The organism is Conexibacter sp. CPCC 206217 (genome assembly GCF_030646165.1).
In the GTDB taxonomy this organism is placed as follows: domain Bacteria; phylum Actinomycetota; class Thermoleophilia; order Solirubrobacterales; family Solirubrobacteraceae; genus Conexibacter.
The window spans coordinates 583,529-599,173 of sequence record NZ_JAUTDO010000002.1 but is presented as its reverse complement, the minus strand read 5'-3'; the positions used below and the strand labels follow the sequence as shown (position 1 = coordinate 599,173).

The window sequence follows — 15,645 nt, the reverse complement described above, 5'->3', positions numbered from 1 at the left end:
CTCGCCCCGATCCTCCTCGGTCGCGGGCGCCAGCAGGGTATTCGCTCGCGCGGCAGCGATCACAACGGCGGCGCGCGCGCACTCGCGCCTACCGTCGGTCGCCGTTCGAGACGAGGAGACGAAGCGCATGGGCGAGCCCGACGACGCCGCGATCGCGACCGCGACGACCGCAGCCGCGACGCTGACCCCCGACCAGTTCCGCGACGTGATCGGACGGTTCGCCAGCGGGGTGACCGTCATCACCGCGACCGCTGCTGACGGCACGCCGTTCGGCGCGACCGCGAGCGCGGTCAGCTCGCTGTCGCTGGAGCCGCCGATGCTGCTCGTCTGCCTCAGACAGGGCTCCTCGACCGGCTCCGCGATCGCTGCGTCGGGACGCTTCGCGGTCAATGTGCTGAGCGAGGACCAGGCGGAGCTGGCGGTGCGCTTCGCGGGCCGCGCGGGCGACCGCTTCGCCGGCGTCGGATGCGACCTCGGCGACCACGGCATCCCGCTGCTGCACGATGCGCTCGCGACGCTCGAATGCCACGTGACGGAGACGGTGACCGGCGGGACGCACGCGGTCTTCCTCGCGCGCGTCGAGCGCGCGAGCGGCTCCAGCGGCGCGCCGCTGGCGTACTACCGCGGCCAGTTCGGCCGGCTCGAGCTGGCGCAGGACGAGGCCGCGTCGCGCGAGGTCCGCGCGCGGGTGCTGCGGCGCGAGCTGCCGGTGCAGCAGCCGGTCGACGTGGACGCGCTCGCGGCCGCGCTGTCGGTCACGCGCGGCGCCGCCTACCAGGCGCTCGTGAAGTTGACGGGCGAGGGACTCGTCGAGCGCGATGCGGACGGCTGCTTCGTCGTGCGCCCGGTGACGCTCGCGACGGTGATGGACTCCGTCCGCACACGCTACGCGCTGTTGGTCGGCGCGGTCACGCTGGCGCGCGAGCGGCCCGGCGCGCCGCAGCTGGCGAGCCTGCGTGAGCTGGCCCGCGCGAGCGCTCCGCCGGCCGGGCCGTCCGACGCCGGCGCGTGGAACGACGCGCGCGCCGCGTTCGGCGACGCGCTGATCGCCGAGGTCGCCGGCCCGGCCGCGCTCGACGCCTTCCGGCGCGCCGACGTGCCGGGCCTGATCGTGCGGCTGTGGTCGGGGTCGGCCGCCGCGTCCGCGCCCCGGCGGGCGCAGCTGCGCGACGGCGTCGAGCGGCTCGTCGATGCGCTCGAGCGCGACGACCTCCCGGCGCTGGCGGCGACCGCCAGGCAGCTCGTGGACGTCTACGAGCAGCTGTACGGCGCGGCGTTCGCCGACCGCCTGGAGATCTGAGATGCGCGCCTGCCCGATTTGCTCGCGCCGCGGCGAGGACAACGTGTCCGGCGCGGCCGCCGGACGTACGGTCGCTGCGTGACCATGACCAACGAGCGATCGACCACCACCGGCGTCCCGCCCCAGACGCCCGCGATGCCGTTCGACCAGCAGCGCTTGGACGCCGCGATGCGCGCCGCCGGCCTCGACGTGATCGTCGCGACCGCGCCGTACGACGTGCGCTACCTGCTCGGCGGCTACCGCCACCACTACTACGTCAACGACGACGCGCTCGCGCTGACGCGCTACCAGCCGATCGTCGGCTACGTCGCCGGGGCGCCGCAGGAGGCGTTCTTCATCGGCAACTGGATGGATGCCGATCCGCTGGAGCTGCATCCGATCTGGGTGCCGGACGTCCGCGCCGAGAGCCCGGACGGCCGCGCGAGCGCGCGGCTGCTGCTCGACGCGCTGCGCGCCCGCGGGCTCGACGGCGCCGCGATCGGGATCGAGCCGCCGTTCCTGTCGCTCGAGCTGTACGGCCCGCTCGGCGAGCTGAGCGGCGCGCGCCTGCTCGACGCGATGCCGGTGCTGGAGCACCTGCGCGCCGTCAAGCGACCGCACGAGCTGCAGCTGATGCGCGCGGTCTCCGAGCGGATCGTCGAGTCGATGGAGGCCGTCTACGCGCGCGCCAGCGTCGGCGACAGCTCGCTCGACGTCGAGCGCTGGATGGCGGCCGAGCAGCGCCGCCGCGGCGTCGAGTTCGGCTTCTCGTTCGTCGCGATCGGCGCCGACCGCAACCGCACGCCGTCGCTCGCACGGCTCGTGCCAGGGTCGACGCTGAGCATCGACTCAGCCGGCAAGATCGACGGCTACATCGGCGATCTCGCGCGCATGGGCGTCGTCGGCGGGCCCAGCGACGGGCAGGTCGAGGCGCTTGCCGCGGTCGACGCGGTGCAGCTGGCGGCGCGTGCGCCGCTGCGCGCCGGCGCGACCGGGGCGCAGCTGTACGAGGCTGCCACGTCGGCGATCGCCGAGACGCCGTACGGCGACCGGCTCGACTTCATCGCGCACGGGATCGGCGTCGTCTCGCACGAGGCGCCGCGGCTGGCGCTCGACGCGCCGCACGGCTACGCGGCCGCGCACCGCGACCGACCGCTGGAGGCCGGGATGGTCGTCTCGATCGAGACGACCCTCGCCGACCCGCAGTTGGGCTACGTCAAGCTCGAGGACACGGTCGCCGTCACCGCGACCGGGTGCGTCGGACTCGGCGACGCCGCTCGCGGCTGGAACATCATCAACGACGGAGAGAGACGAGGCACGCGATGACGACGATCGACCGCGACGAGGCGCTGGCGTCCAGCAGCAGCCTGAAGGAGGAGGTGCGCTCGCGCGCCGCCGCGCTCGCGCCGCAGCTGGCCGAGCAGGCGCGCGCGATCGACGAGGCGCGGCGCGTCCCGCAGGAGCTGGCCGACCGGCTCGCCCAGGAGGGCTTGCTCGCGATCGCGCACCCCTGGCGCCACGGCGGCGAGGGCGAGTACGACACGCTGCTGGCAGCGACCTACGAGCTCGGCCGCGGCAGCGGCTCGGTCGCGTGGTGCCACGCCGTCTGGACGCAGCACAACTGGATGATCGGGCTGTGGCCCGAGCAGATGCGCGCCGAGTACTTCGCCGACGGCCCCGACGTGCGCTGCTCGTCCGCGTTCAACCCGGTGGGCGCGCAGGTCGAGGCGGTCGACGGCGGCTATCGCCTCAGCGGCAGATGGAGCTTCTCCAGCGGCTGCGACAACGCGCAGTGGCTGATGCTCGGCGGCTTCCTGCGGGAGCGGCAGGTCGGCTACCTGATGGTCCCCCGCGACGAGGTCGAGATCGTCGACACGTGGTTCGTCTCGGGGCTGAAGGGGACCGGCAGCAAGGACGTCGTCGTGCGCGACGCGTTCGTGCCGGAGCACCGCGTCGTGACCGCCGCGTCGCTGAGCGAGGCGCGCGTGCCGGAGGACGTCGGCGAGCGGCCGTCGTACGCGCTGCCGGTCTGGCCGCTGGTCTCGTTGAGCCTCACCTACGCGGTGATGGGGATGACGAAGGGCGCGCTCGACGCCGTCGAGGAGCGGCTGCGCGCGGGCCTCACCGGGATCGCCGGCAACCGGCCGGTCGACTCCGCCACGATGCAGCTGCGCGTCGCGCAGGCGGCCGCCGAGCACGACGCCGCGCTGCTGTTGTCCGAGCGCGCGACCGACGACATGCTGTCGCGCGCCGAGCAGGGCCTCGAGGTGTCGCTGGAGGACCGCGCCCGCTGGGCGCGCGACCGTGCCTTCGCCGCCCGCCTCTGCGTGCAGGCGGTCAACCGCCTGTTCGACGGCAGCGGCGCGTCCGGGCTCTACGAGCAGTCGCCGATTCAGCGCTTCCACCGCGACGTCCATGCCGGCTCGCACCAGCCCGCGCACGTGTGGGACGTCTTCGGGGTCTACTACGGGCGCCAGGTGCTCGGACTCGACCTCGGTCCCGCGGCGCGCCTGATCTGATGGCCGGGCTGCGCACGGCGCTGCGCGACGGGCCGCCGCTGGTCGGCGCCTGGCTGCAGCTGGAGAGCCCGATGGCGGCGGAGATCGCCGGTCGGCTCGGCTTCGACTGGGTCGGGATCGACACGCAGCACGGGCTGATCGGCTACGACGGCATGCTGCGGATGCTGCAGGCGCTCAGCATCGGCGGGACGCCCGCGCTCGTACGCGTGCCGAGCGCCGAGCCGGCCGCGATCGGACGCGCGCTCGACAGCGGCGCGGCGGGCGTGATCGTCCCGCTCGTGGAGACGGCGGAGCAGGCGGTGACCGCGGTCGCCGCCTGCCGCTACCCGCCGGCCGGGCGTCGCAGCTGGGGTCCGATCCGCCTCGCGCTGGCCGGCGGCTACACGCCGCAGGAGGCCGACCGCGACGTCGCCTGCATCGTCATGGTCGAGACCCGCAGGGGTGCCGAGGCGGCGGCGCAGATCGCTGCCGTGGAGGGGGTCGACGGCGTCCTGATCGGTCCGTCGGACCTCGCGCTGTCGCTCGGCGGCGCACCGACGGCGGCGCTCACCGACGCCGTCAACGCGCCGTTCGTGCGGCCGATCTTCGACGCCTGCGCCGTCGCCGGCGTCGCGGTCGGCGCGATCGCTCCCAGCCCCGCGCACGTGGCGGCGTACCTCGACGCCGGTTGTCAGCTCGTCTCCGCCTACCGCGACGTGCAGGGGATGACGGCGGCCGCCGCTGAGGCGCTCGCGGCCGCGCGCGCGGCGAGCGGTGGGCGCGCGCCCGGTGCCGGGTGAGGGGCGGGGGCGGCTACGATGGGCGTCGCGGCAGCGGACCAAATGCCGCCGCCCCCGAGGAGTGCGATGTACACGGACGAGCAAGTCGGCGCCATGCTGGCAGTCAGCCGGGTCGTCGCCAGAGGCGATTCGCTGCCCGTCACGCTCGACGCGATCGCGGCGCTCGCCGCCGGCGTGGCGGACGGCGCCCGCGCCACCAGCATCATGCTGATGACGACGCCCGGCGAGCCGTGGCTGATCGCCGGCGCGCACGGGCTCAGCGACGGCTACAGGCAGCTCGCGCAGGAGTGGCCGACGCTGCCGCGCAGAGGGCGGACGCTGACGCAGCTGCTGTTGGAGCCCGGTCGCCCGATCGTCGTCGACGACACCGAGGCCGACGCGCGCTTCGAGGTCTGGCGCGGCATCGCCCGCGCCGAGCGCTTCCGCGGCTTCCTGTCGGTGCCGCTCGGCGGCGGCGAGGGCTGGCTCGGCGCGCTCAACGTCTACCGCTCCGCGCCCGGCCCGTGGGCGCGGGCGCAGATCGAGCTGATGACCTTCTTCGGCGAGCACGCGGCCAGCGCGATCCGCGCGGCGCAGCTGCTCGACCGTCAGAAGCGCGAGGTGGTCGGCCTGCGCCGGCTCGTGCGCGTGCTGGAAGAGCAGGGGCACGAGCACTCCAACCGCCTGCACACCGTCGCCGGCCTGCTGTCGCTCGACGCCGTCGCGGAGGCGCGCGAGTTCCTCGACGAGCTGGAGGTCGCGCACCACGACCGCACCGCGGCGGTTCGCAGCCGCATCAGCCACCCGATCCTGACCGGGCTGCTGCTGGCCGAGAGCGCGATCGCGCACCAGCGCAGCATCGAGCTGGAGATCGATCCGGCCAGCCACGTCGACGTCGTCCCCCAGGCGCTCGGCGACGCGCAGCTCGTGACGATCGTCGGCAACCTGCTCGACAACGCGTTCGACGCCGTCGCGCACCTGCCCGCGCAGCGGCGCAGGGTCGCGCTGCTGCTGAGAGCGGATGCCGAGCGCGCGACGATCCTCGTGCGCGACTGGGGCGAAGGGCTGCCGGCGGAGTTCGAGCAGATCTTCGAGCGCGGGGTGTCGAGCAAGGGCGGGCACCCCGGCGTCGGCCTCGCGCTCGTGCAAGACAGCATTCGGGCGGCCAACGGCAGCATCGACGTGCGCCGCCACGTGCAGGGGACCTCGTTCGCCGTGGCGGTGCCGCGTGCGTGAGCCGTGGCGCGTGCTGGTGATCGAGGACGACCGCTCGGTCGCGAGCATCCACTGCCGCTTCGTCAGCCGCATGGACGGCTTCACCGTCGTCGGCGCCGCGTGCACCGCGGCGCAGGCGCGCCCGATGCTCGTCAACCTGCGGCCGCATCTGGTGCTGCTCGACCTCGGCCTGCCGCGCGAGAACGGCGTCGAGTTGCTGCGCCGGGTGCGCGGCAGCGGCCATCCCGTCGAGGTGATCGCGGTGACGGCCGCATCGTCTCCCGAGGTCGTGCGGGCGTGCTTCCAGCTCGGCGTCGTCGACTATCTGGTGAAGCCGTTCAGACCGGAGCGGCTGCGCCAGGCGATGGAGGCGTTCGAGCGCCACATGGCCGTGTTCGACGGTCCCGACCTGCCGCAGTCGACGGTCGACGCGATCCGCGTGCGCGGCCGCCAGCTGCCGAAGGACATCGCGGAGGGCCGGCTGGAAGAGGTGCGGCGGATCCTCGCCGGCGCCCGCGGTCCGCTGTCGGTCGCGCAGGTGAGCGCGGCGAGCGGCCTCGCGCGCAGCACGGCACGGCGCTACCTCGACTTCCTCGTCGGGCTGGGGCAGGCCGACGTGATGCCGTCACCGGGCCAGCGCGGGCGCCCGAGCAACCTCTACTCGGCGACGTTCACGCCGCCGATCGCTGATCGTGCGCGGCGTGAAGCGCTCCCGCCGGAGCAGTAGTGGCACGATGGCGCTGGTGTTGTCTCTGAAGACAACACTCACCTGAATCTCCTGTCTCAACAGACATTGCCGGGTCTGCTTGGCTTGATCAGAATCGCCCAGCGCGATGCAGAGCGGTCCCCCTCCGCGGCGCACGCGACCGCAGGCGGCACGCGCCGCCGCGGGACGGACGAGGAGAGATTCGATGGAACAGTTGGGCACACCAGCGGCGTCGCCGCGCGCTCGCGCACGGGCTGCGACGGATGAGCCGATCATCCGCATGCAAGGCGTCTCGAAGCGGTTCCCCGGCGTGCAGGCGCTCGCCGAGGTCGACGTGGAGATCCGCCCCGGCGAGACGCTCGGCCTCGCCGGTGAGAACGGCTCCGGCAAGTCGACGCTCGTGAAGATCCTCGCCGGCCGCTACGAGCCGGACGCGGGCGCGATCCTGGTGGACGGCGAGCCGGTCCACTGGGGCTCCGCCGCCGCCGGGCTGCGCGCGGGCGTCGCGCTCGTCTCGCAGGAGGTGCTCGGCCATCCCGACCTGTCGGTGATGGAGAACCTCTTCTTCGGGCACATGCCGCGCCGTCGCGGCCGGCTCGACTGGCGTGCGGCCCGCCGCGACGCCGTCGCGCTGCTGGAGCGGCTGCGGCTCGACGTCGAGCCCGAGCGCCGGCTCGGCACGCTCGCGCTGCACCACCAGCACATGATCGCGATCGGCAAGATGGCCAGCCGCGCGCCGCGGGTGCTGGTGCTCGACGAGCCGACCGCATCGCTGAACCTGCGTGAGGTCGAGACGGTCACCGGCATGGTGCGCGAGCTGCGCGACGCCGGTACCGCGATCGTCTACATCACGCACCGCCTGGAGGAGTACTTCGAGCTGTGCGAGCGCGTCGTCGTGCTGCGCGACGGCCACCGCGTTGCGGACTACGCGGTCGGCGAGCTGGACGAGCCGACGCTGATCCGCAGCATGGTCGGGCGCGAGGTCGCGGCCGTCTTCCAACGGCCCGACAAGTCCGCGCTCGTGCGGCCCGCCGCGCCCGCGCCGGCGCTCGCCGTGCGCGGCCTCTCGACGCCGCGCAAGCTGCGCGACGTCTCGCTGAGCGTCGCGCCCGGAGAGATCCTCGGGATCGCGGGCCAGGCGGGCGCCGGGCGCTCGTCGCTGTGTCGCGCGCTCGCCGGCGCGCTGCCGCACAGCGGCAGCGTCGAGCTCGACGGCAGGACGGTGCGGCTGCGCTCCCCGCGCGAGGCGATCGCCGCCGGCATCGGCTACGTGCCCGAGGATCGCAAGGGCCAGGGCCTCGTGCTCGGGCGCAGCGTGCAGGAGAACCTGACGATGCCGATGTGGTCGCGCACGTCGCGCTGGGGCGTTCGCTCCCCGCGCCGCGAGCGCGAGATCACGCGCACGGCGGTGCAGCGGTTCGGGATCCGCGCCGCCTCCGTCGACGTGCTCGCCGGCGGCCTGTCGGGTGGCAACCAGCAGAAGATCGTGCTCGCGCGCTGGCTCGCGCGCAGACCGCGCGTGCTGCTGCTGGACGAGCCGACGCGCGGCGTCGACGTCGGCGCCAAGGAGGAGATCTACCGGATCGTCGACGAGCTGGCGGCCGCCGGCATGGCGGTCGTCGTCTGCTCCTCAGAGCTGCTGGAGCTGCTGCGACTGGCCGATCGCATCGTGGTGATGGCCGCCGGTCGCGTCGTCGGCGAGCAGGGCGGCGACGAGGCGACGGAGGAGTCGATCACGGACATGGCATTCAACGGGCTGCAGGAGGCCACGACGCATGGAGTCTGACGTGCAGGTCCGGCAGCGGGAGCTGCCCGCGCCGCCCCCGGCGGCGCATCCACTCAAGCGCGCCGCGACGCGCGTGCTCGGCGGGACGTTCGGGCCGATCGTCGGCGTCGGCGGCGTGCTCGTCGCGCTCGTGCTGTTCGAGCTGTTGACCGAGCCGACGTTCGGCTCGGCCGACAACCTCACCAGCCTCGGCCGCGCGGCGGCCGTCCCGCTCGTCGTCTCTGCCGCGATGGCGCTCGTACTGCTGACCGGCGGCGTCGACCTCTCGATCGGCTCGACGCTCGCGCTGACGGGCGTGCTCTACGCGAAGCTCGTGACCGGCGGCGCACCGGCCGGCCTCGCGCTGATCGCCTGCCTGGTGTTCGGCGCGGTCGTCGGCTTCACCGTCAACGGGATCCTGATCGGCCGCCTCGACATGTCGTTCTTCGTCGTCACGATCGGGACGATGTCGCTGTACCGCGGCATCGTCTATCTGTGGACGGACTCGTCCACGATCGACATGTACGGCGATCGCGTCTCGAGAGCGCTCGGCAACGACACGATCCTCGGCGGTCACGTCCCGATCGGGCTGCTGGTCGGACTCGCGCTGGTGCTCGCGCTGTGGTGGGTCCTGCGCTGGACGACGTTCGGTCGCTCGATCTATGCCGTCGGCGGCAACCGGGAGGCGACCGAGCTGGCCGGCGTGCGCGCCGGTTGGGTGACGGCCGCGGTCTACGGCGTCAGCGGCCTCTGCGCCGCGCTCGCCGCGGTGATGACGATCGGCCGCTCGACGATCGCCGATCCCAACATGGGGCTCAACCTCGAGCTGACGGCGGCGGCCGCGGCGCTGCTCGGCGGTGTCGCGCTGTCGGGCGGCGTCGGCTCCGTCTGGGGCGCCGTGCTCGGCGTCGCATTCCTGCAGGCGCTGACGAACGCGCTCTCGCTCGCGGGCGTCTCGACGAGCTGGCAGCTGATCGTCACCGGCGCGATCCTGATCATCGCCGTCTACCTCGACCGCGTCCGCGCTCGTGCCGGGGTGGCGGGCGGATGACCGCCGCGACGACCGAGCTGCGCGTCGACGCGCAGCGCGCACGGAGACTCGGCGAGGCGGTGCTGCACGCCGCGGGCGCGCCGGCCGCCCACGCCGCGATGCAAGCCGGCGCGCTCGTGGAGGGCGACCTGCGCGGGCGACCGTCGCACGGGCTGCAACGGCTGCCGACGCTGGTGCAGCGGATCCGCGCGGGCGTCCTCGATCCCGCCGCGACCGCCGCGCTGCGGTGGACCGGCGAGGCGTTCCTCGCAGTCGACGGGCGCGACGGATTCGGCCCGGTCGCGGCGAACGCGGCGATCGACGCGCTTGCGGAGCGCGTCCCGCGCAGCGGGATCGCGCTTGCGGCGATCCGTCGCAGCGGCCACATCGGCATGCTCGCGCCATACCTGGAGCGGATCTGCGCCGCGGGCTTCGCGGCGATCGTGCTGACGACCAGCGAGGCGCTCGTGCATCCGGCCGGCGGGCGCACCGCGCTGGTTGGCACCAACCCGATCGGCATCGGCGTCCCGGCCAAGCCGCAGCCGTTCGTGCTCGACATGTCGACCGCCGCGATCTCCGCGGGCGAGATCATCGCTCACGCCCATCGCGGCGCGACGTTGCCGCAGGGGCGCGCGGTCGACGAGGCCGGCCGTCCGACGACCGATCCCGAGCGCGCCCTCGCCGGCGCGATCTCGCCCTTCGGCGGCGCCAAGGGCTACGGCCTCGGCGTCGGCTTCGAGTTGCTCGTCGCGCTGCTGAGCGCGACCGCGCTCGGGCGCGACGTGCACGGGACGCTCGACGTCGACCAGCTTGCGACGAAGGGCGACGTGCTGATCGTGCTCGACCCGCGCGCGTCCGTCGGCGACGCCGTCGCGTCCGTCGCGTCGCGGATCGACGACTACCTGGACGAGCTGCGCGCGGCCCCGACCGCGCCCGGCGTCCCCGCCGTGCTCGTGCCCGGCGACCGCATGCGCGGCGCGCGTGCGCGCCGGCAGCGCGACGGCATTCCCTACCCAGCGGCGCTGTGGGCGCAGCTGGAGCGACTCGAGGAGTCAGATGTCTGAGACCGGACTGCTGCGCGCCCCGAGAGAGATCCTCTTCGGCGCGGGCGCCGTCGACGCGCTCGGCCGCGTCGTCGCGCGGCTCGGACAGCGCGTGCTCGTCTGCACCGACGACTACCTCGCGGGCGCGGCGCCCGGCCGCCGCACGCTGGCCGCGCTGCGCACCGCCGGGCTCGACGTGCACATGCTCACGACCGCGTTCCCGGAGCTGCCGAAGGCGAACGTCGAGGAGACGATCGCGCTCGCGCGCGCCTATCGGCCGGACGTCGTCGTCGGGCTCGGCGGCGGCAGCTGCATCGACCTCGCGAAGCTCGTCGCGCTCGGGCTCTCGCACCCCGGTCCGCTCGACGCGTTCTACGGCGAGAAGGGCGTCCCGGGACCGGTGCTCCCGCTCGTCGCCGTCCCGACGACCGCAGGCACGGGCTCAGAGGTGACGCCCGTCGCGGTGCTGGGCGATCCAGAGCGCGAGCTGAAGGTCGGCATCTCCAGCCGGGAGCTGATCCCGTGGGCGGCGGTCTGCGATCCCGTCCTCACGCATGGGGCGCCGCCGCACGTGACCGCGTACGCGGGGATCGACGCGCTTGCGCATGCGATCGAGGCGTACTGCACGACGCGTGCGCAATCGGTCGACGCCGTCGCCGATCGCATCTTCACGGGAGCGAACGCACTCACCGACGGCTTCGCGCTGCAGGCCGTCGAGCTGCTCGCGGGCGGCCTGCGCGGCGCGCTCGCCGACGAGCCCGCGGGACGCGCCGCCACGATGCAGGGCAGCCTCGCCGCCGGGCTGGCGTTCGGCACCGCGGGCACGGCCGCCGCGCACGCGCTGCAGTACCCGCTCGGCGCGCGCACGAAGACGCCGCACGGGCTCGGCGTCGGACTCCTGCTGCCGTTCGTGATGCGCTTCATCATGCCGGCCAGCGAGACGCGGCTGGCGGCGGTCGCGACGGCGATGGGCGCCGGCGACACGCCCGCGGACGCGATCGACGCCGTCCGCACGCTCGCGCACGACCTCGGGCTGCCGTCGTCGCTGGAGGCGATCGGCGTCCAGCCGGAGGAGATCGCGCCGATGGCGCGCCAGGCGGTCGGGATCGATCGCCTGATCCGCAACAGCCCGCGCCCGCTCGACGCCGGCGACGCCGAGGCGATCCTCGCCGCCGCACTGCACGGCGACCTCGAACGACTCGACCTGACGACCCCGGAGACACAGCGATGAGCACGACGACCGCCGAGTACGTGGAGAGCGTCGACCCGGCGAGCGGCGAGGTGATCGCCCGCCACCGGCTGCACGGAGCCGACGAGGTCGACGCCGCGCTGGAGCGCGCGCACACGCGCCAGCGCGCGTGGCGCACGACGAGCTTCGAGGAGCGTGCCGCCGTGCTGCACGCGATCGCCGCCGAGTTGCGCTCCGCGCGTGAGGACGCGGCCGCGCTGATCACCGCGGAGATGGGCAAGACGCTGCACGAGGCGCGCGCCGAGATCGACAAGAGCGCCTGGTGCTGCGAGTACTACGCGGAGAACGGTGCCGCGCAGCTGGCGCCCGATCCGATCGCGACCGAGTGGCGCGACTGCTTCGTGCAGTTTCCGCCGCTCGGGGTGGTGCTCGCGATCATGCCGTGGAACTACCCCGTCTGGCAGCTCGTGCGCGCCGCCGCGCCCGCGCTGATGGCCGGCAACACGGTCGTGCTCAAGCACGCCTCCAACGTGACGGGCAGCGCGCTGCTGCTGGAGCGGTTGTTCGCGAGCGCGACGCCTTCGCTGCTGGAGACGATCGTCGTGCGTGCCGGCACCGTCGCGGGCGTGATCGCGGACGCGCGCATCGCGGCGGTCACGCTGACCGGCTCGGAGCAGGTCGGCAGAAGCGTCGCGGGCGTCTGCGCGCAGCAGCTGAAGAAGTCGGTGCTCGAGCTGGGCGGCAGCGACGCCTTCATCGTGCTCGCCGACGCCGACGTCGAGCAGGCCGCGGCGATGGCCGTGAAGGCGCGCTTCGTCAACGCCGGTCAGAGCTGCGTCGCGGCGAAGCGGTTCGTCGTCGTCGAACAGGTCGCGGACGCGTTCGCGGAGGCGTTCGTCGAGGGCGTGCGCGCGTTGCGCGTCGACGACCCGGCTGCCGACGGCGTCGACCTCGGGCCGATGGCGCGCGCGGACCTGCGCGACGAGCTGGCGGCGCAGGTGCGCGCCGGCGTGCGGGACGGCGGCGCGCTGCTGACCGGCGGCGACCCGCCGCAGCGCGCCGGCGCCTGGTTCACCCCGACCGTCGTCGCGGTCGAGCCCGGCAACGCGCTCGCGCGCGAGGAGACGTTCGGGCCGGCCGCGGCGCTGTTGCGCGTGCCCGACGCCGAGGCCGCGATCGAGCTGGCGAACGCGAGCCCGTACGGGCTCAGCTCGAGCCTGTGGACGCGCGACCTCGAGCTGGCGCGCGCGCTCGCGCCGCGGATCGAGGCGGGCGCCGTCTTCGTCAACACGATGACCGCGTCCGACCCGCGCGTGCCGTTCGGCGGCGTCAAGCGGTCGGGCTGGGGACGCGAGCTCGGCTCCTACGGGATCCGCGAGTTCGTCAACGCCCAGGCGGTCACGATCGCGCCGCGCCGCGCCGGCTGAGCGGGCGGCGGCGTGCACGGAGGAGCGAACGGATGAGAGGCAAGCTGCTGCTGCGCGGCGGAACGGTCCTGACGATGGTCCGCGGCGACGAGCCGCGCGTCGCGGACGTGCTCGTCGAGGACGGCCGGATCGCGGCGATCGGCACGGCGCTGCACGCCGACGCCGAGCTGATCGACGTCAGCGACCACATCGTGATGCCGGGCTTCGTCGACGCGCACCGCCACGCGTGGCAGACGCAGCTGCGCGGGATCACGCACAGCTGGGGGCTGAAGGACTACATCCGCTCCGTGCGGATGCGCTGCGGCCCGCAGTACACGCCGGAGGACATGGAGATCGGCAACCGCGCCGGGATGCTGGAGGCGCTCGCCGCCGGCGTCACGACGGTGCTCGACTACTGCCACAACCTGCCGACGCGCGACCACGCCGAGGCGGCGCTCGACGGCACCTTCGCTGCTGGCATCCGCTCGACGTTCGCGTTCGGCCTGACCGGCAACTACGGCGTTGGCACGAGCTTCGAGCTGGACGACCGCGTCGCGTACGTGGAGGAGTTGCGCGCGCGCCGCTTCTCCTGCTCGCGCGGGCTCGTGCAGCTCGGGCTGAACGCCTCCGACCTCGCAGCCGAGGGACCCGAGCGGCTGATCCGCGAGGTCGAGATCGCGCGCGAGCTGGAGCTGCCGATCACGCTCCACGCGCTCTCGTACAACCTGCCGGGGATGCGCGCGCCCGGCGCGCGCACGGAGGTCGACGTGCTGCGCGACGCCGGCCTCTGCGGCGCGGACATGGTGTGGGTCCACATGAGCCTCGCGACGCAGGGGGAGTGCGACCACGTCGTCTCCAGCGGCGGCGCGATCGCCTCGACACCCGAGGCGGAGATCCAGATGGGCATGGGTCGCCCGGTCGTCGCGCGCACGCTCGCCGCGGGCGGTGAGCCGTGCCTCGGCGTCGACGTGACGGCGAACAACTCCGGCTGCCTCTTCTCGCAGATGCGGATCGCGCTGCAGGTCGAGCGGATGATCGCCAACGACCCGATCCTCGAGCGCGGCGAGGCACCCGACGCGATCTCGCCGTCGACCGAGCAGATCGTCCGCGCGGCGACGGTCGGCGGGGCCAAGGCGATGGGGCTGGACCACGAGATCGGCACGCTCGAGGTCGGCAAGCAGGCGGACGTGATCACGCTCGACGGCGGCGACGTCAACCTGCTGCCGGTCAACGACGTGCTCGGCGCGGTCGCCTTGCACGCGCACCCCGGCAACGTCTCCAACGTGCTCGTCGCCGGCACCGTGCGCAAGCGCGCCGGGCGGCTCGTCGACGACCTCGCCGACGTGCGGCGGCGCGTGCGCGACTCCAACGCGCGGATCTTCGCCGAGCTGGAGCGGACGGGCGGGCTGATCGCCCAGCCGCCCGTCGACCTCGGCTTCTGACGCTTCACACGGCGCCGCGAGGCGGCGCGCAACGTCCTCGGTCGCGACGCCGTCGCGACCTCTCACGAGCAGGAGGAGAGCAGCATGAGGCAGTTCACGAGCAGACGCCGGGCGCGCGCGCTGGCATGCGCGGCGGCGACGGCCACCGTCGCGTTGGCGGCGGTCGGCTGCGGCAGTTCCAGCGACAGCGACAGCAGCAGCGCTTCGACGCCGGCCGCGACGCAGGGGTCCGCCGCGCCGGCCGCGTCCACCGCGACGAGACCGGAGCAGATCGGCAGAGGGATGCGGATCGGGTTCGTCTCGATCACCAACTGCGCGAACCCGCTGATCTGCGCCGTCGGCAGAGCGTTCGCGGCGGAGGCGAGAGCGCTCGGCGCGCAGGCGACGGTGCTGCAGGCCGGCGCCAGCGCGAACGTCGTCGACGCCAACATCTCCAACATGGACCAGCTGACCTCGCAGAAGGTCGACGCGATCGCCGTCTGGCCCGCTGACGAGGGCGCGATCAAGTCGCCGACGCAGCGCGCGGCGCAGGCGAGAATCCCGGTCTTCGGCTACGACCTCTACCAGCCGTTCGACAGATCGATCGTGATGACGGTCAACCAGGGCCGCGCGCTGCAGGCGAAGCAGTCCGCCGAGCTGTTGTGCAGAGAGCGGCCCGACGGCGGTCCGGTGCTGTTCGGCAACTACGCGCTGCCGCTGCCGAGCATCACCTACCTGCGCGACAGATTCGAGCAGTACCTGAAGCAGTGCAGCGGCGGCAGACTCGACGTCGCGGCGGAGTTCGCGAACAGAACGGACGACGTCTCGGGCGCCCGCACGGCGGCCGAGCCGGCGATCCAGGCCAATCCGGACGTCGTCGGGATCGCCAGCTACAACGACGCGACCGCGATCGGCGCCTCGCAGGCGGCGCAGTCGCTCGGCAAGCGCGAGCAGGCGTGGATCTCCGGCTACAACCTCGCCCCGGACGGCGTCGACGCGCTGAAGGAAGGGCGGATCGACGTCTCGTGGGACTACCAGCCCGCCGTCGCCGGACAGGTGCTGGCGCGCGCGATGATCGAGTACCTCGCGGGCAAGCAGAGAAGCCCGCCGAGCGTCGTGATGGTGTGGCCGAAGTGCTACACGACGAAGACGATCGACGAGATGGTGCCGCAGCAGGAGCAGGTCGACGCGATCGCCGCAGGCGTCGACGTGGCTGCCAGAGCAGGCCCGCTGGTGCAGAGCGGCGACGCGATACCGGCGCCGGGCGACGACCTGCCGGGGTGCGACGGGTAGCGACGCCTGCCGTGCGATCGC

The 15,645-nt window shown here is 73.8% G+C and carries 13 protein-coding genes; all 13 read left to right on the top strand.

Annotated elements, in window-relative coordinates:
• The first annotated feature begins 127 nt into the window (after positions 1-127).
• Positions 128-1,300 (top strand): flavin reductase, encoded by a 1,173-nt coding sequence (locus Q7L65_RS07450; protein ID WP_304719947.1) that lies wholly within the window; start codon positions 128-130, stop codon positions 1,298-1,300.
• A gap of 84 nt (positions 1,301-1,384) precedes the next feature.
• Positions 1,385-2,605 carry a Xaa-Pro peptidase family protein gene (locus Q7L65_RS07445; protein ID WP_304720251.1) on the top strand — a complete coding sequence of 407 codons (1,221 nt, stop codon included), beginning with the start codon at positions 1,385-1,387 and terminating at the stop codon, positions 2,603-2,605.
• The gene (locus Q7L65_RS07440) at positions 2,602-3,798 is read left to right on the top strand and encodes an acyl-CoA dehydrogenase family protein (protein WP_304719946.1); all 1,197 of its coding nucleotides are present in this window, start codon (positions 2,602-2,604) and stop codon (positions 3,796-3,798) included. The genes Q7L65_RS07445 and Q7L65_RS07440 overlap by 4 nt, the downstream gene beginning before the upstream one ends.
• The gene (locus tag Q7L65_RS07435; protein ID WP_304719943.1) at positions 3,798-4,577 is read left to right on the top strand and encodes an HpcH/HpaI aldolase/citrate lyase family protein; all 780 of its coding nucleotides are present in this window, start codon (positions 3,798-3,800) and stop codon (positions 4,575-4,577) included. The genes Q7L65_RS07440 and Q7L65_RS07435 overlap by 1 nt, the downstream gene beginning before the upstream one ends.
• 66 nt (positions 4,578-4,643) lie before the next feature.
• Entirely contained in the window at positions 4,644-5,792 is a 1,149-nt protein-coding gene (locus Q7L65_RS07430) for an ATP-binding protein (protein WP_304719941.1), read from the top strand.
• A complete protein-coding gene (locus Q7L65_RS07425) occupies positions 5,785-6,498 on the top strand; it encodes a response regulator (RefSeq protein ID WP_304719937.1) in 714 nt (237 codons plus the stop codon). Before Q7L65_RS07430 ends, Q7L65_RS07425 begins: the two co-directional genes overlap by 8 nt.
• 259 nt (positions 6,499-6,757) lie before the next feature.
• Complete coding sequence (locus Q7L65_RS07420; protein ID WP_304719934.1) at positions 6,758-8,263, top strand: sugar ABC transporter ATP-binding protein; 1,506 nt, start codon at positions 6,758-6,760, stop codon at positions 8,261-8,263.
• Positions 8,253-9,293, top strand: a complete 1,041-nt coding sequence (locus Q7L65_RS07415; RefSeq protein WP_304719931.1) for an ABC transporter permease — start codon at positions 8,253-8,255, stop codon at positions 9,291-9,293. The genes Q7L65_RS07420 and Q7L65_RS07415 overlap by 11 nt, the downstream gene beginning before the upstream one ends.
• Positions 9,290-10,336, top strand: a complete 1,047-nt coding sequence (locus Q7L65_RS07410; protein WP_304719928.1) for an Ldh family oxidoreductase — start codon at positions 9,290-9,292, stop codon at positions 10,334-10,336. The genes Q7L65_RS07415 and Q7L65_RS07410 overlap by 4 nt, the downstream gene beginning before the upstream one ends.
• Positions 10,329-11,546: an iron-containing alcohol dehydrogenase gene (locus Q7L65_RS07405; protein ID WP_304719926.1), complete on the top strand. Its 1,218-nt coding sequence runs from the start codon at positions 10,329-10,331 to the stop codon at positions 11,544-11,546. Before Q7L65_RS07410 ends, Q7L65_RS07405 begins: the two co-directional genes overlap by 8 nt.
• Positions 11,543-12,931: an NAD-dependent succinate-semialdehyde dehydrogenase gene (locus tag Q7L65_RS07400; RefSeq protein ID WP_304719924.1), complete on the top strand. Its 1,389-nt coding sequence runs from the start codon at positions 11,543-11,545 to the stop codon at positions 12,929-12,931. Before Q7L65_RS07405 ends, Q7L65_RS07400 begins: the two co-directional genes overlap by 4 nt.
• Positions 12,932-12,963: 32 nt before the next feature.
• Positions 12,964-14,352 carry an amidohydrolase family protein gene (locus tag Q7L65_RS07395; RefSeq protein WP_304719922.1) on the top strand — a complete coding sequence of 463 codons (1,389 nt, stop codon included), beginning with the start codon at positions 12,964-12,966 and terminating at the stop codon, positions 14,350-14,352.
• Positions 14,353-14,436: 84 nt separating this feature from the next.
• Positions 14,437-15,624 carry a sugar ABC transporter substrate-binding protein gene (locus tag Q7L65_RS07390; RefSeq protein WP_304719919.1) on the top strand — a complete coding sequence of 396 codons (1,188 nt, stop codon included), beginning with the start codon at positions 14,437-14,439 and terminating at the stop codon, positions 15,622-15,624.
• Positions 15,625-15,645: the final 21 nt, after the last annotated feature.